Below are 22,963 nucleotides of genomic sequence, written 5' to 3'. Positions count from 1 at the left end.
GAGGATGGTCGGGGTACGTGTGGCAGGAGGCCGATCCGCATGGATGAGCAGGCGTTGGGTCGCGTTGATGCTGGGGGTCGTGCTCTGGCTGCCGATGCCAGCCCTCGCCGGTACCCTGGTCACCTTGCCGTGGCCGCGTCCGCTGGGGCCTGCGGACGCGCTGCCGACCTCGGCGCTGCGCGCCGTCGTCGAGGACCGTGACGGCTATCTGTGGTTCGCCAGCGATGATGGCCTGCTGCGCTTTGATGGCCATCGCTTCCGTGCGTGGCGGCGCGAGCAGGGGCTGCCCGATGTCGACCTGCGCGCGCTGCATGTGGATGCCCAGGATCGGCTGTGGCTGGCGACCGCCTCGCAGGGGCTGGTGAAGATCTCCGCTGATCGGCGCGTGATCCAGAGTGTGGCGGGCGATGGCGCCGTGGCGCTGCCGCGCACCGGCATCGGGCAGGTCACCAGCACGGGCGATGGCCTGCTGTGGGTCGGCACGCGTACGGACGGGCTGTTCGCGCGGCACCCGGATGGCCACTGGCAGGCCGTGCCGATGCCGGGGCATGGCGGTCACGTGCCGCAGGTGAATGCCTTGATCACCGATCGCGATGGTCGGCTGTGGGTCGGCACGCCGGCGGGAGCGTTCCGCCGCGAGAAAGACCGATGGGTCGCCGTGCCGCTTCCAGACGCTGAGCGTGGCGACGTTCAAGAGCTCTGGCCCGATCCTGAGGGGGGCGTGTGGGCCCGAACGCGACAGGCCGTGCATCGCTGGCGTGGCGACGGTGCGTTGTTGCCGATACCGACTGGCTCGGCCATGCCGGTGCTGCGGAGTACCGAGGGCGAGTTGTGGACCGCCGGTCCCACCGGCCTGCTTCGTCATGGGCCGGGGCGGACGCCACAACCGGTGCCGTTGCGCGGGCACGACGGCGCCGCACTCCGGACGGCCGCGGTCCTGGGCGCGCTGGAGGACCGGGTCGGGGGACTGTGGTGGATCGGTCGCGGCCAGGGGCTGTGGCATCTGCCCGCCCGCTGGCGCCAGTTCACGCTGCTGCCTGCCGCCCGCGATGGGTGGCCGGGACTGGACAGCGCCCATGTGCTGGCGCTGACGCCTTCCCGAGGCGAGCGGGTATGGGTGGCCGGTGACAGCGGGCGCGTGCAGCGCGTGGATGTGCGGAGCGGGCGTAGCGACATCGGCTTCGACTACCGCCCACAGCATCTCCCCACGCGGGCAGTGGGCCTGGCCGAAGATCGTCGCGGCCAGGTATGGGTGACCAGCGGCACGACGCTGTCGCGTTACGTGCCTGGCACCGGCCAACAGCGCCACTGGCTGCTGGGCGGGGAAAGCAGCACCGGTGCGGTCGACCTGCAGGCCTGCCAGGATGGATCGCTATGGCTGGCGTGGCAGGATCGGATCCAGCGACGCGATGCCGACGGTGTCCTGCAGCTCTCGGCCGTGCCACAGACCCTCGGCCTGGTTCCGCCCACGCACGGGCCGCAGTTGCTGTGTACCAGCGACGGTGTGCTGTGGGCGGCTGACCGCAGCGGTGTCAAGCGCTGGCTACCGGCACAGCAGCGGTTTGCCTCCGTCGACGGCGCGCCGCGCGAGGAAGTGGGGGCCATCGCCCACGGCGAGGATGGGCACTACTGGATCAGCAGTCCGGGCATGCTGCGCCGCTACCGGTGGGATGGGCAGCAGCTGCGCAAGACGCACAGTTTCGGTGTGGTGCATGGGTACCCCCGCCTGCTTGCGCGTGCGTTGGTGGTCGACGCGGGCGGGATCGCGTGGGCGGGGGATGCACGTGGCCTGATCCGGGTCGATCCGCATGGCGGTGGCGTACGTCGTTTTGGCAGTGACGATGGTCTGCCAGTGCATGCCGTGATGCCCCGGCGGCTGGTGCGCACCGCCGGGAACCATGTGGTCGCAGCAGCGCACGAGGGCGGCCTGCTGCTGTTCGACCCGGTTGCCGTCCTGCGTCCGGCGCGGACGCCGGGACTGGTGGTGCACGCGATCACCGCGCGCCGTGGCAAGGCGCAGATCACGTTGCCGGTCGGTGCCGGACCGGTACCGCTCTCGGGTGCGGATCGGCATGTCCGTGTTGCGGCGCGCCTGCTCAGTGGCGGTGAGCCGTCCCACGTGCGCTACCGGTTCCGCTTGCACGGGCATGATGCGGACTGGCAGGAAAGCGGTGCCGCCGGTCTACGCGTGTTCGAGCGCCTCCCGGTCGGATTGCAGTCGCTGGAGGTGCAGGCCCGGCAGGGAGACGCAGGATGGTCGCCGATCCGTCGGGTGGCGTTGCAGGTGACCCCGGCGTGGTGGCAGACGCCGCCGGCCCGGTGGACCGCCGCTGCCGCCGTGGTCGGGGTGGTGTGGGTGGGAGGATGGGGTTGCCACGCGCATCGACGCCGGCAACGACGGTGGCGCCGGCTGCATGCCCGGCAACAGCGCGCCGAGCGCGCGTCCGTGCAGCGCACGCGGTTCTTGACCACACTGGGTGCCCGCATCCGCGTGCCGATGACCGCAGTGCTGGGCTGGAGCGAGCTCCTGCTGCGCGCGCCCCTCGCCCTCGCGGAGCGCAGCCGGGTGAACAGCCTGCACTACGCGGGTGAACACCTGCTGCGGCTGATGGATGACGCGCTGGACATGGCCAGTATCGAGTCCGGGCAATTGCAGTTGCAGCCGGCGCCGTTCGTCCTGCAGCGGTTGATCGAAGAGCTTCATGCGCTGTTGCTGCCGGTGGCGCAGGGCAAGGCACTGGTATTGGAATGGCACAGCAGCGTGCCGGCGTCGGCCTGCTTTCTCGGCGACGCGCCGCGCCTGCGCCAGATCCTGCTCAACCTGCTGGGCAACGCGCTCAAATTCACCGCGCAGGGCACGGTCAGGCTCGAGGCGCAGCCCGGCGACGGCGGTGAGGGCGTGCTGCTGCGGGTGCGCGATACCGGGCCTGGCATGACCCCCGCGCAGTGCCAGCGTCTGTTCCAGCGCTTCGAGCAGGCCGACGGTGCACAGACCACCGCACGCTACGGTGGCACCGGTCTCGGGTTGGCCATCTCACGCGATCTGGCCTTGGCGATGGGCGGGGACATCATGGTCACCAGCCGCCCGGGCGAGGGGGCCTGCTTCCAGGTACGCCTGCCGATGCCGCGTGGCGAGGCCGTCGCGGGAACCGCACCACTGCAGGCGCGGCCGGAACCGCTCGGCGCGCGCACGCTGCGCGTGCTGGTGGTGTACCCCTCGCCGTCCGTCGCCGAGGTGCTGTTGGCCATGCTCGCATCGCTGGGACATCTGGCGCTGTGTGTGCCCGGGCTCGAGGGCATGCCGCAGACCGCGAGTGATGGCGCGTGCTGGGATGTCATCGTGGTCGATCCGGGGCTGTGTCTCGACGACGAACGGGCGGGCGCGCGCTTGTCGCGTTGCTGGCCGGGTGTCCCGCGGTTGGCATTGAGCCCGCGCGCGGATACCGGTGCCCAGCGCGCGGCGACCGCGGCCGGCTTCGATATGTTCCTGCGCCTGCCGGTGAGCCGGACGACGCTGGCTGATGGGCTGGCCCGATGTCGCCGCGTCGCATGAAGACCGTACTCAGTGGGTGCCTGTGCGTGCTGCTTTGTTGGCTGATGCCGGTCGCGCCGGTTCTGGCCTTGTCCAGTCATGGGGTGCGAGTCACCACCGTGGATGGGTTGCCCTCCAACGTGGTGCATCAGATGGTGGAGGATCGGCAGGGCTATCTCTGGTTCGCGACCGAGGATGGCCTGGCACGCTACGACGGCGGTGGGTTCCGGGTGTGGCGCATGGAGCACGGCCTGGCCGACAACGCGGTGCGCAGCCTGGCGCTGGACGCCCGTGACCAACTCTGGATCGGTACCGCCAACGGCTATCTGCAGCGGCTGACGGCCGATCGCCAGCAGTTCGACCGATGGGCGGGGCCGCCTGCCGCGGCTGCGGCCGCCAGCCCGGTGCTGGCGATCCAGCCGATGGACGATGGCAGCATCTGGTTCGGCACCCGCGACGCCGGGTTGTTCCGGCTCGGCCGTGATCGGCGCCTGCGCCAGTACCTGCCGACGGCAGAGGGTGATGGCCTGCCGTCCGCGCGCGTGGACCGGCTCGCGGCTGATCCGCAGGGCGGCGTATGGATCGGCAGCGGAGCCGGCCTGGCGCGATGGCATGACGATCGGTTCCAGGGCCCGGCGTTGCTGGGTGCCTCCGTCCTGCCGGTCACCGCGCTCGGGGTCGATGCGCAGGGTCGGCTGCGCTCGAGTACCGCCGAAGGCACCAACGTGCGGCTGCTGCCGGTGTTGCAGCCCGCAGCATCCCCCGGTGAACCGGCACGTTGGCTCGGGCCCAGCCGGGACGGCGGGGACTGGTTTGCCGATGGGGTGCAGTTGTGGTGGCAGGACCGGGATGGTCAGGACCGCCATGGCATCACGTTGCCCCATCTGCACGGCCTCAGCGTGCCGCGCATCGTGCGGGTGACCGAAGACCGGCAGGGGCGCGTCTGGTTGCTGGGCAGCCATCAGGGCGTATGGCGCCTCGGCGCCCAGTGGCGGCACATTGAGCGCTTCGCAGCACCGGAGGACACCGATGCTGTTGCACCGGGCGGACTGGCCCCTGCCACCAACCGGCAGGCGTGGTGGGCCCGCGGCGGCAGGCTGATGCAGGTCTCACCGGTGCACGGCTTCTCCGGCGCACGGTGGTCCTATGCGCACGAACCCAGGCGTGCCGATCGCCACGTGGTGGTCGAAGATCCACAGGGAGTGGTGTGGGTCTTCGCGGCGCCATGGCTGACCCGGATCGACCCTTCGCACGGGCGCGCGCAGCACTGGCAGGTAGGCGGCATCGAGCTTGCGCCGGGAGGGACGCCAGAGGCCGCACTGCTGGCCTGCGGTGGGCAGGTGTGGCTTGCCGGCAATGGCCGGCTTGAACAGCGTGCGGGTGATGGCACGGTACTGGGCGGCAGCACCTACGAAATGGCCGGGCTGCGCCCGGGCGGCGTGGCGTTCACCCTCCAATGCGATGCACGCGCAGAGGTGTGGCTGGGCGACCGTGAGGGTCTCAAACAGTGGCACGGTGCAGCCAACAGGTTCGTGCCTGTGCCGGGCAGCCCGCGCCGCGAGGTGGGGGCCCTTCATGTGGCTGCCGATGGGCAGTTGTGGGTGGCCGATGCGGATGGCTGGGCCGCGTATCGGCACACGGCAGGCCGTCTGCATCGCGCCACGCGGCTCGACGCCGTGCAGGGAGTGCCGGCGGCGCTGCCACGCGGCGTGGCGGATGCCGACGACGGCGCGGTGTGGGCCACGCTGGCGCGGGGAGTGGTGCGCCTGGCGCCCGATCGCAGCAGTGCCCGGCTGTACACGGTGGACGACGGCCTGCCGGTGATGGTGTTCGGGAGCGGTCTGGTGGCCGCAGAGGGGCACCTGCTGGCGATCGACGTGGAGGGCAATGTGCTCGCACTGGATCCGGCCGGGATGGTGGCGGCCACGACGCCTGCGTTGTTGGTGATCGACCGTGTGCAGGTGCGCCGGCAACGGCACTGGACCGAGCTGCCCGCAGCCGATCCGCTGCATCTCAATGCCGATGACCGCGACATCCAGTTGTCGGCGCGCCTGCTCAACGGCAGTCAGGGCGCGACCGAGTATCGATTCCGCTTGCGCGGCCAAGATCCGGAGTGGGTGCGCGCCGGGCAGCGTGGCACCCGGGGCTTCCCGCGCCTGCCGGCCGGCGAGCATGTGCTGGAGTTCCAGGCGCGCGGCGCGGATGGGCAGTGGACGCCGGTGCAGCAGCAGCAGCTGCAGGTGGCCTACAGCGGCTGGGCACATCCCGGCGCATGGGCGTTGCTGTGCCTGATCGCAGGCGGTGCGGTGGTGTTGCTGGTATGGACGCTGCGGCGGCGCCAGGGCCGTGCGCTCGCCTGGCGCGCGGCCGCACGCCGCCAGACGCGCGCCGAGCAGGCCGCGCAGGCCAAGGAACGCTATCTGGCCACGCTGGGCCATGAAGTGCGGACGCCGCTGACCGGTGTCCTGGGCATGAGCGAGCTGCTGTTGGAGGCGCCGCTGCCTGTGGAGGCGCGCCAACAGGTACTGCACATCCAGCAGGGTGGACGTGCATTGCTGCAGGTGGTCGATGAAGCGTTGGAGATCGCCAGGCTGCAGGCCGGCAAGGTGCCGCTGCAGCAGCGGCGTTTCGCCATCGGGCCGTGGTGGCTCGATGTGCAGGCCGCGGTGGCGTGCGGCCTGGCGGTGTCCGGTTGCCGCTTGACGTTGGGAGCGCCGCTGCCGGCCGATGCCTGTGTCGAGGGCGATCCGGACCGGTTGCGGCAGGCAGTGCAATGGCTGTCCTGCGGCCTCGCGGCGCAGATCGGTGCAACCCTGCTGACCCTGCGCATGGCCTGGCGGCCGGGAGGCACCGGTCTGCTGCTGGATGTGCTGGCCGAACCGGGGGCCTGTCCGTCTCCTCGGCTGTCCCGGGTGCGCGAGGCGCTGGCCGATGTCGATGTGCTGGTGGGGGCGATGCAGGGGCGGTTGTGTGTGGTGCAGCTGCCGGATCATCGCTGGCAGGCCACGCTGAGCGTCCCGTTGGATCGCTGCCCGTCGCTCCTGCCGGGTCCGGACGCGCACGGCATCGACGGTGAAACGGCGGGTCTGCGGGTGTTGCTGGTGGAAGATGATCCTCTCGTTGCCGAGGTGGTCACGGGTCTGCTGCAGGGACGCAGCCACAGCGTGCTCCATGCGCAGCACGCGCTGGCTGCCCTGACCGCGCTGGCCCGCCCCGGCGTGCAACTGATGCTGTTGGACCTGGACCTGCCGGGCATGGATGGACTGTCCTTGCTGCGCCTGCTGCGTCAGCAGGGCCAACGCCTGCCGGTACTGGTGCTCACGGCGCGTCGGGATCCGGATCTGGACGCGCAGGTCGCGGCCGCCGGGGGCGATGGGCTGCTGCACAAGCCGCTGCAGGGCGATGTCCTGCAGGCGGCGATGCAGCGGCTGGGGTCGCCGCGGCCGGATCGTGCCGGTGCGGGGAACGGTTTACTATGCGGGGCATTGCCCGAGGACCGGGGTGGTCAGGGGTGACAGGCCCGTTCCGGGCGGCGGCAGTGAATCAACGGACAGACCCGGGAGAGCCATTGGTGTTGCGTGTGCTGTGGCCGTTGCTGATCGGCCTGTGTGTGCTCTGGCCGACGCGTGCGTCGGCGCAGCCGGTGCCGCCGACGCCGCGGCAGCTCACCGTGTTCGATGGTCTGCCATCCAACACCGTCAACCGCATGGCCGAGGATCGCTACGGCTATCTGTGGATCGCCACCAACGATGGCCTGGCCCGCTACGACGGTCGCAATTACCGCATCTGGCGCGCCGAGGACGGCCTGCGCGACAACCACGTCTGGAGCGTGCACGTGGATGCGCGCAATCAGTTGTGGATCGGCACGGAAAATGCCGGCCTGGCGATGATGTCGGCCGACCGTCGTGAAATCCGTTTCTACGATCGCGACAGCCATCCGGAGATCGGCAGCAACACGATCTGGAGCGTGGCCTCCACACCGGACGGTGCGATCTGGTTCGGCACCTACCAGTGCGGCCTGCACCGGCTGGAGCGCGACGGCACGCTGACCCGCTTCATGCCCGAGCCCGGCAACCCGCGCAGCCTGCCGGCGGCGTCGGTCGGCAATCTGGCCACCACGCTCGATGGCACGTTGTGGATCGGATCCAAGGCCGGCCTGGCGCGCTGGACCGGACACGATTTCGAAGCGGTTCCCAGCGACCAGTTGTCGGCGCGCGTCATCAATGGGCTGACCGCCGAACCCGACGGCAGCCTGTGGATCAGCAGCAATGTCGGGGTGGCGGTGCGGCGGCCGGATGGCCGTTTCGAGCCGGCCCCGTGGAGCGTCGCCGAGGGCGATCAGATCCTGGGCATGATGCTGCGCGACGAACAGGGCGGGTACTGGCTCGACACCCGCTCCGGCCTGGGTCGCGCGATGGACGGTCAGTTCCAGCAGGTGCCGCTGTACAGCGCGATCGCGCGTGGGCAGGTCCGGCCAAACTGGACCGGTGCCTACGAAGATCGCGAGGGCGGCATCTGGCTGGCCAGCACCAATGGCGGCCTGTGGCATCTGCTGCCGCGGTGGTGGCAGTTCTCGGTGCTCTCGCGGCTGGAAGATGACCCGGCCTCGCTGCGCAACGCGTACGTGCTGGGGATGGGCGCGGCCGCCGACGGCGGTGTGTGGACGGTCGGCACGCACGGTGCCCTGGACAAGTTCGACCCGGTCAGCGGGAAGATCGAACAGCACCGGACCTGGGTGGACGGTACGCAGTGGCTGCAGTCGGTGCTGGAAGATCCGCGCGGGCAGGTGTGGATCGGCTCCTGGGACGCGCTGTTGCGCTATGACCCCCGGCAGAAGCGGATGCGGCGATGGGGACGCGACGCCGCGGTGGACGCCACGATGGAGGGCGCGATCGACGCGTTGGCGCTGTGCGACGGGCAGCGGCTGTGGACGGCCTCGGCCAACGGGCTCCAGCAGCGCGATCTGGACGGGCGCGTCCTGCACCGCGTGGCGCTCGGCCATGCCGGATTGAGCGCTGGCCAGAACGCGCTCGATATCCGCTGCGGTCCGCAGGATCGCCTGTGGGTAGCCACCGGACAGGGTCTATTGCAGTGGGTCGCCACGCGCTCGCGCTTCGAGCCGTTGCCGGGCGGCCCCGCGGCGAGCGTGCATGCCATGGCGCTGGCCGACGATGACAGTGTGTGGCTCTCTGAAGAGGGCAAGTTGTCCCATTACGGCTGGCAGGGCGATCGGCTGACCCTGCAGGAAGTGATCGGCAGCAGTGCCGGCTACCCCGCGATCACGGCGACCGGCCTGGTGGTGGATCGGCAGGGGGTAGTCTGGGCAGCCAATGCGCGCGGCCTGGTGCGGGTCGATCCGGAGGCGGGGAGTGTGCGCCAGTACGGCGTGCACGATGGCTTGCCCAGCCAGGAGTTCCGTCGCCGCACGCTGTCGCTGACGCCAAGCGGCCGCATCGTCGGGGGTACGCCCGCCGGCGTGGTGGTGTTCGATCCAGCGCTGGTCAAGCCGGCAACACGTCGGGCGCCGCTGGTGATCGAGCGGGTGGAGGTGCGCCGTGGCGAACGCGTGCTGGACCTGACCCATGCGGTGCCGCTGGACATCGCCGACGGCGACCGTGACCTGCGGATCGTGGCGCGGCTGCTGTCTTTCGCTGATTCCACCTCGAACAACTACCGCTACCGCCTGGCCGGCTACGATCCGGACTGGGTTGAAGTGGGGCCCGGCGGTGAACGCCTGTTCTCACGCCTGCCGCCAGGCCGCTACCGGCTGGAAGTGCAGGCGCGCTCGGCCGACCACATCTGGTCGCGGGTGCAGGTGCTGGAGTTCCGTGTGCTGCCACCGTGGTGGCGCAGCCTGTCCGGATTGTTGCTGCTGACCTCGGCTGTGTTGTTGCTGCTGAGTCTGTTCGCCTGGTTGTACCGGCGCAGGCTGCAGCGCCGGCACGCCTACCAGTTGGCGCTGCAGAAGCAGGAGCTGGCCGAGCAGGCCTCGATGGCGAAAACGCGCTTCCTGGCGAATCTGGGCCACGAAGTACGCACGCCGATGACGGGTGTGCTGGGCATGAGTGAGCTGCTGTTGTCATCGCCGTTGAATCCCCAGCAGCGCGGTTATACCGAGTCGATCCGGCACGCCGGCGAGCACCTGCTGCACCTGGTCAACGACGCGCTCGACCTGGCCCGGATCGAGTCCGGGCGCCTGGAACTGCAGGCGCAGCCATTCCAGCTGCAGCGGCCGATCGACGATGTCTGTGCGTTGATGGCCGCGTTGGCCGAGCAGAAGGGACTGCGGTTCGTGGTCGACAACACCTTGCCAGCAGGAACCCGCACGATCGGCGATGAGCTGCGTGTGCGCCAGATCCTGTTGAACCTGCTTGGCAACGCGGTCAAATTCACCAGCCATGGCGAAGTGCGGTTGACGTTGCGGGCGATCACGGCCGGCCGCGGGTTGCACATCGAGGTATCCGATACCGGGCCGGGCATCAGCAGCGATCAGCAGGAGCGACTGTTCCGTCGCTTCGAGCAGGCCGACGGTGCACGCACGGCTGCCCAATACGGTGGCAGTGGGCTGGGCCTGGCGATCTGCCGTGAGCTGGCGCTGGCGATGCAGGGGCAGATCGGCGTGCAGAGCCAGCTCGGCGTGGGGACGCGTTTCACGGTAACCCTGCCGTTGCCACTGGAGCAGGGAGTGACCGGGGTGCCGGGTGCGGCCGAAGGCGAACACTGGGTGCTGCCGCCCTTGCGGATCCTGCTGGTGGAAGACGATCTGACCGTGGCCGAGGTGGTCAGCGGGCTGCTGTCGGCGCGCGGCCACGACGTGGTACATGCCGAGCATGCGCTGTCGGCGTTGCGCGAGGTCAGTGAGGCGCCGTTTGCGGTGGTGCTGATGGATCTGGATCTGCCGGGGTTGGGCGGCATCGCGCTGGCCGAGCATCTGCGCAGCCAAGGGTTCGAGATGCCGTTGATCGCGGTGACCGCGCGCACGTATCCGTCGATCGAGCAGCAGGCCCGCGACGCCGGCTTCGACGCGTTCCTGCGCAAGCCGGTCACCGGCGATCTGCTGGTGGAGGCCATTGCGCGCGTCCTGAGTGCCGTCCGCTGACCGTCGGCCGCTGCGCCGCCAAGCCGCGACAGGCAGCGCTGCTCAGCGGTTACTCGGCGACCTCTTCGACATCGCGCGGCGAGGGGCGGGTATCGGGCAGCTGCCAGAAGATCAGGGTGGAGGTCAGGGTGATCGCACCGACGCAGACGAAGGTAGCGTGCAGCGCGGCCGTCGCGCCGTGTGAGGCATCGAGGTGATTGAAGGCGGCGAGCAGGCTGCCGGCCGCCGCTGCACCGAAGCCGGTGGCGAGCATCATCACCATCGAGAGCAGACTGTTGCCCGCACTGGCGAAGTCACGGTCCAGATCGCGCAGGGTCACGGTGTTCATGACGGTGAACTGCAGCGAGTTGACCGCGCCGAACAGCGCCAGCTGCACGATGCGGATCCACAGGTGCTGGCCGGGTGTCATGAAGATGAAACTGGCCATCGCCAGGCCGACAAGAACGGTATTGACCATCAGCACGCGGCGGTAGCCGAAGCGCTCGACGAGTTTGACCGCGTAGCGTTTGGAGACCATGCCGGCGGCGGCGACCGGGATCATCAACAGACCGGCGTTCATCGGGCTCATGCCCATGCCGACCTGCAGCAGCAGCGGAATCAGCAGCGGCATGGCGCTGCTGCCGATGCGCGAGAACAGGTTGCCGAGGATGCCGATGCGGTAGCTGGGAACGTGGAACAGCGCGAGGGAGAACAGCGGGGCCGTGGAGTTGGCCGCGTGCAGCCAGTAACCGACGAGAGCGGCCAGCCCGGCGACAGTCATCAGCATGACCAGGGCATGGGGCGTGGCCATGCCGGAGATGCCATCCAGCGCGAGCGAGAGCACGACCATGCCGAAGGCGAGCATGAGGTAGCCGGCGATATCGAAGCGGGTGCGGTGCTCTGCGTAGTGGTCGGGCATGATTTTCATCGCCGCGACGTAGCCGATGATGCCGATCGGGAGGTTGATCAGGAACACCCAGTGCCAGGAGGCGACTTCGACGAGCCAGCCGCCGAGGGTGGGACCGATCAGGGGGCCGATCAGGGCGGGGATGGCGATGAAGCTCATGGCGCGAAGGAATTCTTCGCGGGAGACCGAGCGCATCACGGCCAGGCGGCCGACCGGCAGCAGCATGGCGCCGCCGATGCCCTGCAGGACGCGTGCACCGACCAGCTGGTGCAGGGTCTGGGCCAGGGCGCAGGCGAGCGAGCCGAGGGTGAACAGGATGATCGCGACGAGGAAAGTGCGCCGTGTGCCGAAGCGGTCGGCGATCCAGCCGGAGGCGGGGATGAAGGTGGCGACGGCGAGGGCGTAGCTGAAGACGACGGACTGCATCTGCAACGGGCTTTCGCCGAGGCTGCGGGCCATGGCAGGCAGTGCGGTGTTGACGATGGTGGAGTCCAGCATCTGCATGAAGATGGCCAGCGATACGAGCCACAACAGGGGCCGGATCGAGGCGTAGCTGCTGGTCGTCATGGTGCGGGGCCTTCGTCAACGAGGGCGATATGATCGCCGATGTGGGATCAGGGTGTGGTCAAGAGCCGAAGCCGAAGCCGAAGCCGAAGCCGAAGCCGAAGCCGAAGCCGAAGCCGAAGCCGAAGCCGAAGCCGAAGCATTGGTGCGGTCGGTGTCCCGGAGAGGGTGCGGCACGGGTGGGTCGGCGGGACACGCCGTAAATCCGTCCATGGAGGCTCATGTCGCGCCATCCATGGCGCTCGCCAACCCACCCGTGCCACACCCATGACTGCTGTCTGGCTGTGACAGGAAAAGCGGAAATGCAGGAAATCAGACGTTCGTCTTGATGCCCTGAATGGATGTGATGCCGCAAATGATATGGGTAGATCCACGCCACGCGTGGATGGCCGCGCGCAGCGCGGCAATATCAAAGCCGATGGGGCAGTCGACGGGAGGCTCACGTCTTTCGATGTGCAAAAGAAGAAGGCGCGCGTCCTGGATGCAGAACGCGCGCGTCGTCGGCCATGCCTAGGCAGTGCCGGCCGCTGGCCGGCTACCTGCCGATGGCGATCAGCGCCGGCTCAAGCGGTGGACGGCTTCCACCAGCACTTGGACGTGGTCGGGATTCATGTCCGGGGACATGCCGTGGCCGAGGTTGAAGACGTGGCCTTCGCGGGAGCCGCCGTTGCCTTGGACGTAGCTGTCGAGCACTTGCCCGGCGGCGCGTTCGATGGCGGCGGGGTTGCCGTAGAGGGTGGTGGGGTCGAGGTTGCCCTGCAGGGCAACGCGGCCGCCGGTGCGGGCGACGGCGTCGGCGAGGTCCAGGGTCCAGTCGACGCCGAGGGCGTCGGCGCCGGTGTCGGCCAGGGCGCCCAGGTGCAGGCCGGTGCCTTTGCCGAACAGAATCAGCGGGGTGCGGTCGCTGCCTTCGCCGCGTTCGAGTTCCTGGGCGATGCGGGTCAGGTAACGCAGGGAGAATTCGCGGTACATGGTTGGGCTGAGTACGCCGCCCCAGGTGTCGAAGACCTGCAGGACCTGGGCGCCGGCCGCGCGCTGGGCGGCGAGGTAGGCGATCACCGCGTCGGTGACGACCGAGAGCAGCTGGTGCAGGGCGGCCGGTTCGTTCAGGGCCATCGCCTTGATGCGGGCGAAGTCCTTGCTGCCGCCGCCTTCAACCATGTAGCAGGCCAGCGTCCACGGGCTGCCGGAGAAGCCGATCAGGGGCACGCTGCCGTCCAGTTCGCGGCGGATCACGCGCACGGCGTCCATCACGTAGCGCAGTTCGGTTTCCATGTCCGGCACGGCCAGTCTGGCGATGGCCGCAGTGTCGCGGACGGGGTGGCGGAACTTCGGGCCCTCGCCTTCGACGAAATACAACTCCAGGCCCATCGCGTCGGGAATGGTGAGGATGTCCGAAAACAGGATCGCGGCGTCGAGGTCGAAGCGGCGCAGCGGCTGCAGGGTGACTTCGCAGGCGATGTCCGGGTTCTTGGCCATGGCCAGGAAGCTGCCGGCCTTGGCGCGGGTGGCGCGGTATTCGGGCAGGTAACGACCGGCCTGGCGCATCAGCCAGACGGGGGTGCAGTCCACCGGTTCGCGGCGCAGGGCGCGCAGCAGGCGATCATGGCGGGAGGGGCTGGTCACGGAACGCTTCCTTGGGATCTGGTGGCGCAGGGCCGAATGGGGTCGTGGCGGTAGGGCATGGCGGTAGGGTGGCCGCTCAGTGCGGCGGATCGCCGCTGGTGTAGGTCACTTCGTAGCCGCGGTGCAGGTGCGCATCGCGCGCCTTTTCGAACGCGGCCAGCGCCAGGTCTTCCTCCAGGTACAGCTCGCGGCGCAGTTGCCCGCGCCCGCCGATCGGGCCGGACTCGAGCAGCAGCTCCCAGCCACCGAACAGGTCCGGTTGCAGGGTGAGCTGGAGATAGCGGGCCGGATCGGCACCGCGGGGGTGTTGGTGCAGGAAGACGCGCATGCCCCGATTGTAGCCGTGAACGCCGGAGGCGGCCGTCAGCGACGGGGCAGGTGCGGCGGAACGTCGCAGGCTCAGCCGGCGGCGAGCACACGCAGCACGTCGGCCTCGTCGACATCGCCGACCACTTCGGCACGGCCGATCCCACGCCACAGCACCAGGCGCAGCCGCCCGGCGACGTTCTTCTTGTCCAGCCGCATCCGTGCCAGCAGCGCTTCGGGCTGCAGGCCGGCCGGAATGGCGACCGGCAGTTCGTAGCGCAGCAGCAGGTCGCGCAGCTGCCCGGTGTCGGCGTCGTCACTCATGCCCAGCTGGGCGGACAGCCGTGCGGCCAGGACCATGCCGACCGCGACGGCTTCGCCATGGTTGAGGTTGTCGTTGCCCGGCGCGCCGTAGCCCTGTTCGGTCTCGATCGCGTGGCCGAAGGTGTGGCCAAGGTTGAGCAGGGCGCGCTCGCCCTTTTCCAGCGGATCGCGCGCGACGATCTCGGCCTTGTGCTCGCAGCTGCGCGCGATGGCCTGGGCCAGCGCGGTGTCATCGCCGGCCAGCAGCGCGGCGTGTTCGGCCTGCAGCCACTGGAAAAACAGCGGGTCGCGGATCGCACCGTACTTGATCACCTCGGCCAGGCCGGCCCGCAGCTCGCGCGGCGGCAGGGTACGCAGGGTAGCGGTGTCGGCGATGACGGCGCGCGGTGGGTGGAACGCGCCGACCAGGTTCTTGCCTTCGGGGATGTCCACCGCGGTCTTGCCGCCGACCGAGGAGTCCACCATCGCCAGCAGCGAGGTCGGCAGTTGCACACAGTCCACGCCGCGCATCCAGCAGGCCGCCGCGAAGCCGGCCAGATCACCGGCAACGCCACCGCCGAGGGCCATCACGCAGGCATCGCGGGTGGCGCCAAGGGCGGCCAGCGCCGTGATCGCATCGCCGAAGTGGGCCAGGGTCTTGGAGGCTTCGCCGGCCGGCAGCACCAGCTCACCGAGCAGCAGGTCCGGGCGCGCGGCCAGCAGCGCGGCCTTCACCCCGGCCAGGTACAGCGGCGCGACCGAGGAATCGCTGAGCAGCAGCACATGGCGGCCGCGGACGTGACGGGCCAGCAGCTCGCCGTGGCCAAGCAGGCCCGGGCCGATGTGGATGGTGTAGGGAGTGTCGCCGCTGACGGCAACGGTACGCGGGGAGGGGGTCATTCAGGTGTTTCCTGTCGCTGCCACTGCGCGGCCAGGCGCAGCACCAGCTGCGCGGTGGCCTCGGCGGGCGTGTAGAGATCGGTATCCAGGGTGAGGTCGGCCAGGCTCTGGTACAGCGGGTCACGGGCGGCGGCCATCTCGTGCAGCACCTGCTCGCGGTCCGGGCGCTGCAGCAGCGGGCGGCCGCGGTCACGCGCCAGCCGCTCCAGCTGGGCCGGCACGCTGACCCGCAGGTAGACGACGAACCCACGGCGGGCGATGGCCGCGCGGTTGTCCGCGTCCAGTACCGCGCCACCGCCGGTGGAGATCAGCTGACCGTGCCCGTCCAGCAGCGCGTGCAGGACCTGGCGCTCGTGCTGGCGGAAGCCGGCTTCGCCGGAGTGCTCGAAGATCGCCGGAATGCTGGCCCCGGTGCTGTCCACGATGGCCTGATCGGCATCCACGAAGTCCAGCGTGAAGCGCTCGGCCAGCCGGCGCCCGATGCAGGTTTTGCCGGCGCCCATCGGGCCAATCAGGATGAGGTTCGGAGCGGGATTCATTACCCTCGATCCTAACATCTCCGTGCCATCGCCTTTACGCGCGGCCCCCCATGGTGGGCCGGCGCGGACTGTCCCGCGCGCTACCGGAGCAATCCATGTCCGTTGCCAAAATCATCGAGATCAATGCCTCCTCCAAGACCAGTGTGGAGGACGCGGTACGCAGTGGCCTGAAGAAGGTGGCCGAGACGGTCAAAGGCATCCAAGGCGCCTGGATCAATGAAACCAAGGTCGTCACGGACGGGGAAGGCAACATCACCGAGTGGCGGGTGAATCTGCGCGTGACCTTCCTGGTCAGTTGATCCGGCGCGGTTTCTGGCTGCGGCGGTCAGCGCGTGGCGATGATGCGGCGTTGCTCGTCCAGCGCGATCACCTTGTCCGCCAAGCCGGGCAGGGTGCGCAGGGCCTGTCGGCTGACCCGCTCGTAGTACTGCACGAAGCGCTCCAGCTGGGCGCGGCTCATGCTGCTGCGGTCGGGCTGGGCGGCCTGCAGGTTCTGCTCCTGCTGCCAGCGCCATCTCGGGATCACCGAGAAATCCGGCGGCTGCAGGAACCACAGCCGGTCGCAGCGCTGCCACAGCGCAGGGTAGTCGTGGGCGAGGGCGTGGTTGCACCAGCGCCGCCAACGCCCGTCCGTATCGGCCTCGCGCTCGAGTGCGTTGAGCGGTGGGTCCAGATCGGATTCGCCCTGCGCAGGCGTGCCGAGGAACCAGCCTTCGAACACCAGCAGGTCGAGTGGTCCGTCGAGGTGCGTCCAGTCCTTTTCCGGCAAGCGTTCGTCAGCGAGCTTGTCGAAACGGGGCAGGGCGACCGGGCCGCCGGCAGCAACCGCATCCAGCGTGGCGTGGGCCAGGGCCAGGTCGTGCGTTCCCGGCGGGCCGCGCGTGAGCAGCAACGGGTGCACCTGCCGTGCCAGGCGTTGACGCTGGGCCCGGGTGAGGTAGACATCGTCAATGGAGAGCATCGCCGCACGCAGGCCGCGGGTTTCGGCCAGCGCAACCACCTGGGCGGCCAGCGTCGATTTGCCGCTGCCCTGCAGACCGCTGATCGCCAATACTGGAATGGCGGTATCGCAGCTCAGTGCGTGGTCCAGCGCCTGTGCGACCAGCGCATCCGGAAAACCTTTCGTCGGGGGCATGTACGCAGGTGCAGGCATGCAGCGACAATAAACCCAAACCGCGTGACAAGAAAACCGCCATGACCGATCTGTATGCCGAAGCGCTATCCACCTTTGCCGGGCTGTTCGAAGAAGCCAAGGCGAGCCGCGAAGTCGAACCCAATGCGATGACCGTGGCCACCGCCGACCAGAACCGCCAGCCCTCTGCGCGTACCGTGCTGCTCAAGGCCTTCGATGAGCGCGGCTTCGTGTTCTACACCCATCTGGACAGCCACAAGGGCCGGGAATTGCAGGCCAATCCGCAGGCCGCGCTGCTGTTCCTGTGGCGCAGCCTGCGCGAGGCCGGCATCCAGGTGCGCATCGAAGGTCGCGTGGAGCAGGTCAGCGATGCCGAGGCCGATGCGTATTTCGCCTCGCGCCCGCGGATGAGCCAGATCGGCGCTTGGGCGTCGCTGCAGTCCAGGACGCTGGCCTCGCGCGAGGAATTCGACGCCCGCGTGGCCACCACCGAGGCCAGCTTCGACGGCCGCGACGTGCCGCGCCCGGACGGCTGGAGCGGCCTGCGCGTGGTGCCGCAGCGGATCGAGTTCTGGTACGGCGCGCAGTTCCGGCTGCACGAGCGCTGGTGCTATGAGGTCGATCACGACGGGCAGTGGAGCAAGCGGTTGCTGTTCCCGTAAGGCCGTATCCATCGGCCACCGCACGGGATGCACCGGATGGGAAGGCGCCGGTTAGGATCGGGCGGACGACGATGTCTGCCTTGGAACCGCCTTGCCATGTTTCCTTTTGTCCCGCCTGCTGAATCCCGCATCGCCCCTTCGCTGCTGTTACTGCTGTCGCGCATCGCTTCGGGCACCATGTTCGCCGTATCGGGATGGAACAAGCTGTTTACCGACGACGGCAGGGATCGCATGCTGGCCACGCTCGTGGAGGCGGGTATCCCGTGGCCGGCGGCCAGCGCCCCTGCAGTGGCGATGGTGGAATGGGTGCTGGGCACCACCCTGGTGCTCGGTGTGCTGCCGCGCCTGTCGGCCGCAGCGCTGATGATGATCTGCGCGGTCGCGGCCGTCACCGACGGTATCGGGCGCATTCCGGCTGGCCTGGGGCCTTTGGATTGGCTGAGCTGGTTCCTGTATCTGCCGGAGGTGCCACTGGGCGTGGCCCTGGCGTGGGTGTGCGTTCTGGGCGCGGGGCGTTATGCACTGTGGACGGGACGCGGCGCTTCGCCGATGGCGTGAACAGTGGCGCGCCGCGCCCGCGAGGCAGCTCCTGCATACTGGCGGAGGAATCCCCCTGTGCACGCAACGGTTACATGACGACCGCATCCGCTTCTTCGCCCGCCATTGATCTGTGCGAGGCCGCCTTGGCGGCCGACGTGGCGGTAGTGCAGGCCGCCCTTGCGGCGGGCGCCGATGTCGGCGCAGAAAACGCCTACGGCTTCACCGCGCTGGAATGTGCGGCGCGCGCAACCCATGACACCCCGGCGGCCCAGCATCTGCAGGTACTGCGTTTGCTCATCGATGCAGGAAGCCCGCTGGAACACCTCGGTAGCGGCGGGCGGACCGCGTTGTACCTGGCCGCGGAATTCGCGCTGGAGTGCGCGCCGGTGCAGATGCTGCTCGACGCCGGTGCGAACCCGGCGGTGCACGACGGCTTTGGCAACCATATCGTGGTCAACGCGATGGTGCCGGAGGTGCAGGCGCTGCTGTCTGCGGTGACCGGCCACCCCATCCCGGTGAAGGCCGAGCCGCGGCCGCCGCAGAAGATGCGGGCCGCCGACTGGCGCGCCGCGCACGCCAGGGTCACCGCGGTGTTCGCCCGCCTGGAAGACCAGGGCATCGTCACCGTGCAGGACGTTGGCCTGACCCAGGAGGATGGCTTCACCGACACCGCCCAGCAGTTCATCGAACGCGGCGGCATGGAGGCCGGCCTGGTCGGCCTGTGCTTCTACACCCGGCAGGACCTCAACCGCGCCAAGCGCAGCAGCGATCTGAGCCTGGGCTTCTGGGCCGGGCCGGTGGGCGCCAGCGCTGCCATGGAGCAGGTCGGGCGCAGGATCGTGGATGCGTTCACCGCAGCGGGACTGGCGGTGGACTGGGATGGCTCGGCAGCGCACCGGCCCACGGTGGACCTGCGCGGCGTGGCGTAAGCCGCGTCCTTACCCGGCGGTGCTGCGCAGCCAGCGCCACAGCGTGGTACGCGACACGCCCAGCGCCTGCGCGACCTGCTCACGGTTGCCGCCGTGGGCATCGAGCAGCTGCTGCAGCATGTCGTTGCCGGGGCGCGTGGCCGCGCGCTGGGGCGGGCCGTCCGGCGCTGCATCTGCCCAGGCGCGCGCGGCGACAGGCGAGGACGCCAGCTCCGGCAGCCAGGCCTGCATCTGGGCCAGCGCCAGCTCGCCGCGCCCGTGCGGCCAATGGATGCGCAGCCGGTCGACCATGTTGCGCAGCTCGCGCACGTTGCCCGGCCACGGGTAATCGCACAGCCGCTGCAGCGCCGGGGCAGCGAGCGGGGACGACGTGCCGCCCAGCAGGCTGAAGAAGTGTTCCAGCAGCAAAGGCACATCCTCGCGCCGTTCGTGCAGGGTCGGCAGCGCGATGCGCAGTGCGGCCAAGCGGTAGTAGAGGTCGCGCCGGAAGCGCTGCGTCTCCACCAGCGATTCCAGCGTCTGCAGCGTGGCTGCGACCACGCGCACGTCCACCGGGGTCGGCTCGGTGGCGCCGACGCGCAGCACTTCACGCTCTTCCAGCACCCGAAGCAGCCGGGTCTGCAGCGGCAACGGCAGCTCGCCGATTTCATCGAGGAACAGGGTGCCGCCCTCGGCGGCTTCGACCAGGCCTACGCGACCGCCGCGGCGGGCGCCGGTGAACGCCCCTTCGTTGTAACCGAACAGCTCGGCTTCCAGCAGCGATTCGCTGATCGCCCCGCAGTTCAGCGCGACGAAGCGGCCACGCCGGCCGCTGGCGCTGTGCAGTTGCCGGGCCACCAGTTCCTTGCCGGTGCCGGTGGCGCCGGTGATCAGCACCGTGCTGTCGTAAGGCGCATACAGTGCAATGTGCTCGCGCACCTGCTGCATCGCGGCGCTGTCGCCGAGCAGGGCATGATCGGTATCGCGTTGCCTGGCCGGTGCCCGCCGCCGCAGTGACGGGGCGCCGGAGCGGGCCAGGGTCTGGGTCAGCTCCAGCGCGTGTTCGAACGCGTGCCGCACCGAATCGGCCGAGTACAGCAGCACTCCGGGCAGGCCGACCTGTTCGGCGTAGTCGATCGCCATGCCGGTGCCGACGATCACTTCGATGCCATTAGCGCGCATGTCGGCGATGCAGTCGCGCGCGTCCTCGCGGGTGACGAAGCGGCGATGCTCGATGTCCAGCCCGAAGCTGTGCTGGAAACTGCCGAAGGTCGGCACATCGGTGGCATGGGTGACCAGGCCGATCCGCGGGGCGATCCGGCGCGCGCGCGCCAGCGCCTCCATCAGGTCGAAGCCGTTGGCCTGGATCGGCACCAGCGGCACCTCCAGCCGGCTGCGCAGGTAGGCCGCATTGGAGCCGCCGGCGATCACCACATCACAGTGTTCGCGGCGCAGGCGCTGACCGATCACATCCACCGCCTCCTCGAAGCCGAGGTTGATCGGCACGATGCGGGCGCGGCGGTCGAATTCCGGGATCACATCGCCGAGCAGACCGGTCAGGCGCGACACGCTGACGGTCCAGATCACCGGCAGCTGGCCGGCCTCCGGATCGGACAGGCGGGAACGGTGGCGCGGCAGGCTGATCGACATGACGACGTTTCAATGTTTCAGTTGCAGCCATGTTACAGGTGTTTCAATGTTTCAACGTGAAACGTCATGCTCGTGGGGTCGACGCAATGAAATCAGACACTTGCAGGTTGGCACGGCCCTTGCGCCTATCCACCCGTCAACCACGATGGAATGCCGCATGAGCACCCCTGTTTCCTCCGCTGGCGCCCGCTTCCGCGCCGCACTGGCCGCCGAATCGCCGTTGCAGGTGATCGGCGCGATCAACGCCAACCACGCGCTGCTGGCCAAGCGCGCCGGCTACCGGGCGATCTATCTGTCCGGCGGCGGCGTCGCAGCCGGCTCGCTGGGCCTGCCGGACCTGGGCATCAACACCCTGGAAGACGTGCTGATCGACGTGCGCCGCATCACCGATGTGTGCGACCTGCCGCTGATGGTGGACATCGACACCGGCTTCGGCCCGAGCGCGTTCAACATCGCGCGCACCGTCAAGTCGCTGATCAAGGCCGGCGCGGCCGCCTGTCACATCGAAGACCAGGTCGGCGCCAAGCGCTGCGGTCACCGCCCGGGCAAGGAGATCGTGTCACAGGGCGAGATGGTGGACCGGGTCAAGGCCGCCGCCGATGCCAGGACCGATCCGGACTTCTTCCTGATCGCGCGCACCGATGCCATCCAGGTCGACGGTGTGGATGCCGCGATCGAACGGGCCATCGCCTGCGTCGAGGCCGGTGCCGACGGCATCTTCGCCGAGGCCGCCTACGATCTGGAGACCTACCGCCGCTTCGTCGATGCGGTGAAGGTGCCGGTCCTGGCCAACATCACCGAGTTTGGTGCCACCCCGCTGTTCAGCCGCGATGAACTGGCTTCGGCCGGCGTCGCCATCCAGCTGTTCCCGCTGTCCGCGTTCCGTGCTGCCAACAAGGCGGCCGAGAACGTGTATGAGACCATTCGCCGCGAGGGCCACCAGCGTAATGTGGTGGAGGCGATGCAGACCCGCGAGGAACTCTACGCCCGTATCGGTTACCACGCCTTCGAGCAGCAGCTCGATGCGTTGTTCGCCGCCAAGAAGTAAGACCGCACACTGTTTTCTGGAGGGATCATGAGCGACACCACTACCGCCCCCGGCTTCAAGCCGAAGAAATCCGTCGCCCTGTCGGGCACCGCCGCCGGCAACACCGCGCTGTGCACCGTCGGCCGCAGCGGCAACGACCTGCATTACCGCGGGTATGACATCGCCGATCTGGCCAATACCAGCGAATTCGAGGAAATCGCGCATCTGCTGGTTCACGGCAAACTGCCGACCCGCGCCGAACTGGTCGCCTACAAGACCAAGCTGAAGTCGCTGCGTGGCATCCCCGCCGCGGTCAAGGCCGCGCTGGAAGAACTGCCGCCGTCGGCGCACCCGATGGACGTGATGCGCACTGGCGTTTCCGTGCTCGGCTGCGTGTCGCCGGAGAAGGACGACCACAACCACCCGGGCGCGCGCGACATCGCCGACAAGCTGATGGCCTGCCTGGGCTCGATGCTGTTGTACTGGTATCACTGGAGCCACAACGGTCGTGCGATCGACGTGGAGACCGACGACGACTCCATCGGTGGCCACTTCCTGCACCTGCTGCACGGTGAGAAGCCGCAGGATTCGTGGGTCAAGGCGATGCACACCTCGCTGATCCTGTACGCCGAGCACGAGTTCAACGCCTCGACCTTCGCCTGCCGCGTCATCGCCGGCACCGGCAGCGACATGTACAGCGCGATCACCGGCGGTATCGGTGCCCTGCGCGGTCCCAAGCATGGCGGCGCCAATGAAGTGGCCTTCGAAGTGCAGAAGCGCTACGACAGCCCGGACGATGCCGAGGCCGACATCAAGGCCCGCGTGGAGCGCAAGGAAGTCGTGATCGGTTTCGGCCACCCGGTCTACACCGTCAGCGACCCGCGCAACAGCATCATCAAGGACGTCGCGCGCGATCTGTCCGCCGAGCAGCAGAACGTCAAGATGTACGACATCGCCGAGCGCCTGGAATCGGTGATGTGGGACATCAAGAAGATGTTCCCGAACCTGGATTGGTTCAGCGCGGTCAGCTACCACATGATGGGCGTGCCGACGGCCATGTTCACCCCGTTGTTCGTGATCGCGCGTACTTCCGGTTGGAGCGCGCACATCATCGAGCAGCGCATCGACGGCAAGATCATCCGCCCGAGCGCGAACTACACCGGCCCGGAAGACCAGGCTTTCGTGCCGATCGACCAGCGCAAGTAAGACAGACGTACCGCACCCGTTCGCGGGTGCTTTGCGGAACAGGCCGGCGCGATGCCGGTCTGCTCCGTTGCGGCGTCGCTACT

17 protein-coding genes are annotated in these 22,963 nt (G+C 69.0%); 9 read left to right on the top strand and 8 right to left on the bottom strand.

Going from position 1 to position 22,963, the window contains the following annotated elements; genetic code table 11:
* The first annotated feature begins 43 nt into the window (after positions 1-43).
* From ACTT2I_RS13210 to ACTT2I_RS13200, 3 genes are read left to right on the top strand one after another with little or no spacing between them, the layout of a single operon-like run.
* Complete coding sequence (locus ACTT2I_RS13210; protein ID WP_443096689.1) at positions 44-3,553, top strand: ATP-binding protein; 3,510 nt, start codon at positions 44-46, stop codon at positions 3,551-3,553.
* Entirely contained in the window at positions 3,550-7,047 is a 3,498-nt protein-coding gene (locus tag ACTT2I_RS13205) for a hybrid sensor histidine kinase/response regulator (protein WP_421099169.1), read from the top strand. The genes ACTT2I_RS13210 and ACTT2I_RS13205 overlap by 4 nt, the downstream gene beginning before the upstream one ends.
* Before the next feature lie 53 nt (positions 7,048-7,100).
* Positions 7,101-10,631, top strand: coding sequence for an ATP-binding protein (locus ACTT2I_RS13200; protein ID WP_421099170.1), 3,531 nt, complete (start codon positions 7,101-7,103; stop codon positions 10,629-10,631).
* Between the two features lie 49 nt (positions 10,632-10,680).
* Here the strand turns inward: ACTT2I_RS13200 and mdtD are convergent, their stop codons facing one another.
* The 6 genes from mdtD to ACTT2I_RS13170 form a co-directional block, all read right to left on the bottom strand.
* Positions 10,681-12,084 (bottom strand): multidrug transporter subunit MdtD, encoded by a 1,404-nt coding sequence (gene mdtD, locus ACTT2I_RS13195; RefSeq protein ID WP_121038923.1) that lies wholly within the window; start codon positions 12,082-12,084, stop codon positions 10,681-10,683.
* Between the two features lie 58 nt (positions 12,085-12,142).
* Entirely contained in the window at positions 12,143-12,304 is a 162-nt protein-coding gene (locus tag ACTT2I_RS13190; protein ID WP_443096688.1) for a hypothetical protein, read from the bottom strand.
* Between the two features lie 329 nt (positions 12,305-12,633).
* Positions 12,634-13,707, bottom strand: coding sequence for a uroporphyrinogen decarboxylase (gene hemE / locus ACTT2I_RS13185; protein WP_293978449.1), 1,074 nt, complete (start codon positions 13,705-13,707; stop codon positions 12,634-12,636).
* A gap of 76 nt (positions 13,708-13,783) precedes the next feature.
* Positions 13,784-14,035 (bottom strand): WGR domain-containing protein, encoded by a 252-nt coding sequence (locus tag ACTT2I_RS13180; protein ID WP_088432962.1) that lies wholly within the window; start codon positions 14,033-14,035, stop codon positions 13,784-13,786.
* A gap of 71 nt (positions 14,036-14,106) precedes the next feature.
* The gene (aroB, locus tag ACTT2I_RS13175; RefSeq protein WP_421099172.1) at positions 14,107-15,216 is read right to left on the bottom strand and encodes a 3-dehydroquinate synthase; all 1,110 of its coding nucleotides are present in this window, start codon (positions 15,214-15,216) and stop codon (positions 14,107-14,109) included.
* On the bottom strand, positions 15,213-15,755 hold the full coding sequence (locus tag ACTT2I_RS13170) for a shikimate kinase (RefSeq protein ID WP_088432964.1): 543 nt from the start codon (positions 15,753-15,755) through the stop codon (positions 15,213-15,215). Before ACTT2I_RS13170 ends, aroB begins: the two co-directional genes overlap by 4 nt.
* Positions 15,756-15,850: 95 nt before the next feature.
* Between ACTT2I_RS13170 and ACTT2I_RS13165 the strand changes: the two genes are divergently transcribed.
* Positions 15,851-16,054 carry a dodecin family protein gene (locus tag ACTT2I_RS13165; protein WP_088432965.1) on the top strand — a complete coding sequence of 68 codons (204 nt, stop codon included), beginning with the start codon at positions 15,851-15,853 and terminating at the stop codon, positions 16,052-16,054.
* 26 nt (positions 16,055-16,080) lie between these two features.
* On the opposite strand, the gene ACTT2I_RS13160 is transcribed toward ACTT2I_RS13165, so the two are convergent.
* Complete coding sequence (locus ACTT2I_RS13160; RefSeq protein WP_088432966.1) at positions 16,081-16,908, bottom strand: kinase; 828 nt, start codon at positions 16,906-16,908, stop codon at positions 16,081-16,083.
* 41 nt (positions 16,909-16,949) lie between these two features.
* Here ACTT2I_RS13160 and pdxH point away from each other — a divergent pair, with 41 nt between their 5' ends.
* From pdxH to ACTT2I_RS13145, 3 genes are all read left to right on the top strand, one after another.
* Positions 16,950-17,549 (top strand): pyridoxamine 5'-phosphate oxidase, encoded by a 600-nt coding sequence (pdxH, locus tag ACTT2I_RS13155; RefSeq protein WP_421099173.1) that lies wholly within the window; start codon positions 16,950-16,952, stop codon positions 17,547-17,549.
* Positions 17,550-17,645: 96 nt separating this feature from the next.
* Positions 17,646-18,107, top strand: coding sequence for a DoxX family protein (locus ACTT2I_RS13150; RefSeq protein WP_088432968.1), 462 nt, complete (start codon positions 17,646-17,648; stop codon positions 18,105-18,107).
* A gap of 74 nt (positions 18,108-18,181) precedes the next feature.
* Entirely contained in the window at positions 18,182-19,018 is an 837-nt protein-coding gene (locus ACTT2I_RS13145) for a DUF6891 domain-containing protein (RefSeq protein ID WP_421099174.1), read from the top strand.
* 9 nt (positions 19,019-19,027) lie between these two features.
* Here the strand turns inward: ACTT2I_RS13145 and prpR are convergent, their stop codons facing one another.
* Positions 19,028-20,641 carry a propionate catabolism operon regulatory protein PrpR gene (gene prpR, locus ACTT2I_RS13140; protein WP_421099407.1) on the bottom strand — a complete coding sequence of 538 codons (1,614 nt, stop codon included), beginning with the start codon at positions 20,639-20,641 and terminating at the stop codon, positions 19,028-19,030.
* A gap of 163 nt (positions 20,642-20,804) precedes the next feature.
* Between prpR and prpB the strand changes: the two genes are divergently transcribed.
* Positions 20,805-21,695, top strand: coding sequence for a methylisocitrate lyase (gene prpB / locus ACTT2I_RS13135; RefSeq protein ID WP_421099175.1), 891 nt, complete (start codon positions 20,805-20,807; stop codon positions 21,693-21,695).
* A 27-nt stretch (positions 21,696-21,722) separates the two neighbouring features.
* A complete protein-coding gene (gene prpC / locus ACTT2I_RS13130) occupies positions 21,723-22,880 on the top strand; it encodes a bifunctional 2-methylcitrate synthase/citrate synthase (protein ID WP_088432970.1) in 1,158 nt (385 codons plus the stop codon).
* Positions 22,881-22,963: the final 83 nt, after the last annotated feature.

Source organism: Stenotrophomonas sp. PUT21, assembly GCF_052232875.1.
Lineage (GTDB): Bacteria > Pseudomonadota > Gammaproteobacteria > Xanthomonadales > Xanthomonadaceae > Stenotrophomonas > Stenotrophomonas maltophilia_N.
Note: the sequence above shows the minus strand (reverse complement) of the source record. Positions and strands in the feature narration are given on the sequence as shown.

Bases quoted from the DNA above. Each gene is read 5' to 3' on its own strand.
- mdtD (WP_121038923.1), bottom strand. From the start codon at position 12,084: ATGACGACCAGCAGCTACGCCTCGATCCGGCCCCTGTTGTGGCTCGTA.
- pdxH (WP_421099173.1), top strand. From the start codon at position 16,950: ATGACCGATCTGTATGCCGAAGCGCTATCCACCTTTGCCGGGCTGTTC.
- ACTT2I_RS13150 (WP_088432968.1), top strand. From the start codon at position 17,646: ATGTTTCCTTTTGTCCCGCCTGCTGAATCCCGCATCGCCCCTTCGCTG.
- ACTT2I_RS13210 (WP_443096689.1), top strand. From the start codon at position 44: ATGAGCAGGCGTTGGGTCGCGTTGATGCTGGGGGTCGTGCTCTGGCTG.
- prpC (WP_088432970.1), top strand. From the start codon at position 21,723: ATGAGCGACACCACTACCGCCCCCGGCTTCAAGCCGAAGAAATCCGTC.
- ACTT2I_RS13190 (WP_443096688.1), bottom strand. From the start codon at position 12,304: ATGAGCCTCCATGGACGGATTTACGGCGTGTCCCGCCGACCCACCCGT.
- ACTT2I_RS13170 (WP_088432964.1), bottom strand. From the start codon at position 15,755: ATGAATCCCGCTCCGAACCTCATCCTGATTGGCCCGATGGGCGCCGGC.
- aroB (WP_421099172.1), bottom strand. From the start codon at position 15,216: ATGACCCCCTCCCCGCGTACCGTTGCCGTCAGCGGCGACACTCCCTAC.
- ACTT2I_RS13205 (WP_421099169.1), top strand. From the start codon at position 3,550: ATGAAGACCGTACTCAGTGGGTGCCTGTGCGTGCTGCTTTGTTGGCTG.
- ACTT2I_RS13165 (WP_088432965.1), top strand. From the start codon at position 15,851: ATGTCCGTTGCCAAAATCATCGAGATCAATGCCTCCTCCAAGACCAGT.
- ACTT2I_RS13180 (WP_088432962.1), bottom strand. From the start codon at position 14,035: ATGCGCGTCTTCCTGCACCAACACCCCCGCGGTGCCGATCCGGCCCGC.
- ACTT2I_RS13145 (WP_421099174.1), top strand. From the start codon at position 18,182: ATGACGACCGCATCCGCTTCTTCGCCCGCCATTGATCTGTGCGAGGCC.
- prpB (WP_421099175.1), top strand. From the start codon at position 20,805: ATGAGCACCCCTGTTTCCTCCGCTGGCGCCCGCTTCCGCGCCGCACTG.
- ACTT2I_RS13160 (WP_088432966.1), bottom strand. From the start codon at position 16,908: ATGCCTGCACCTGCGTACATGCCCCCGACGAAAGGTTTTCCGGATGCG.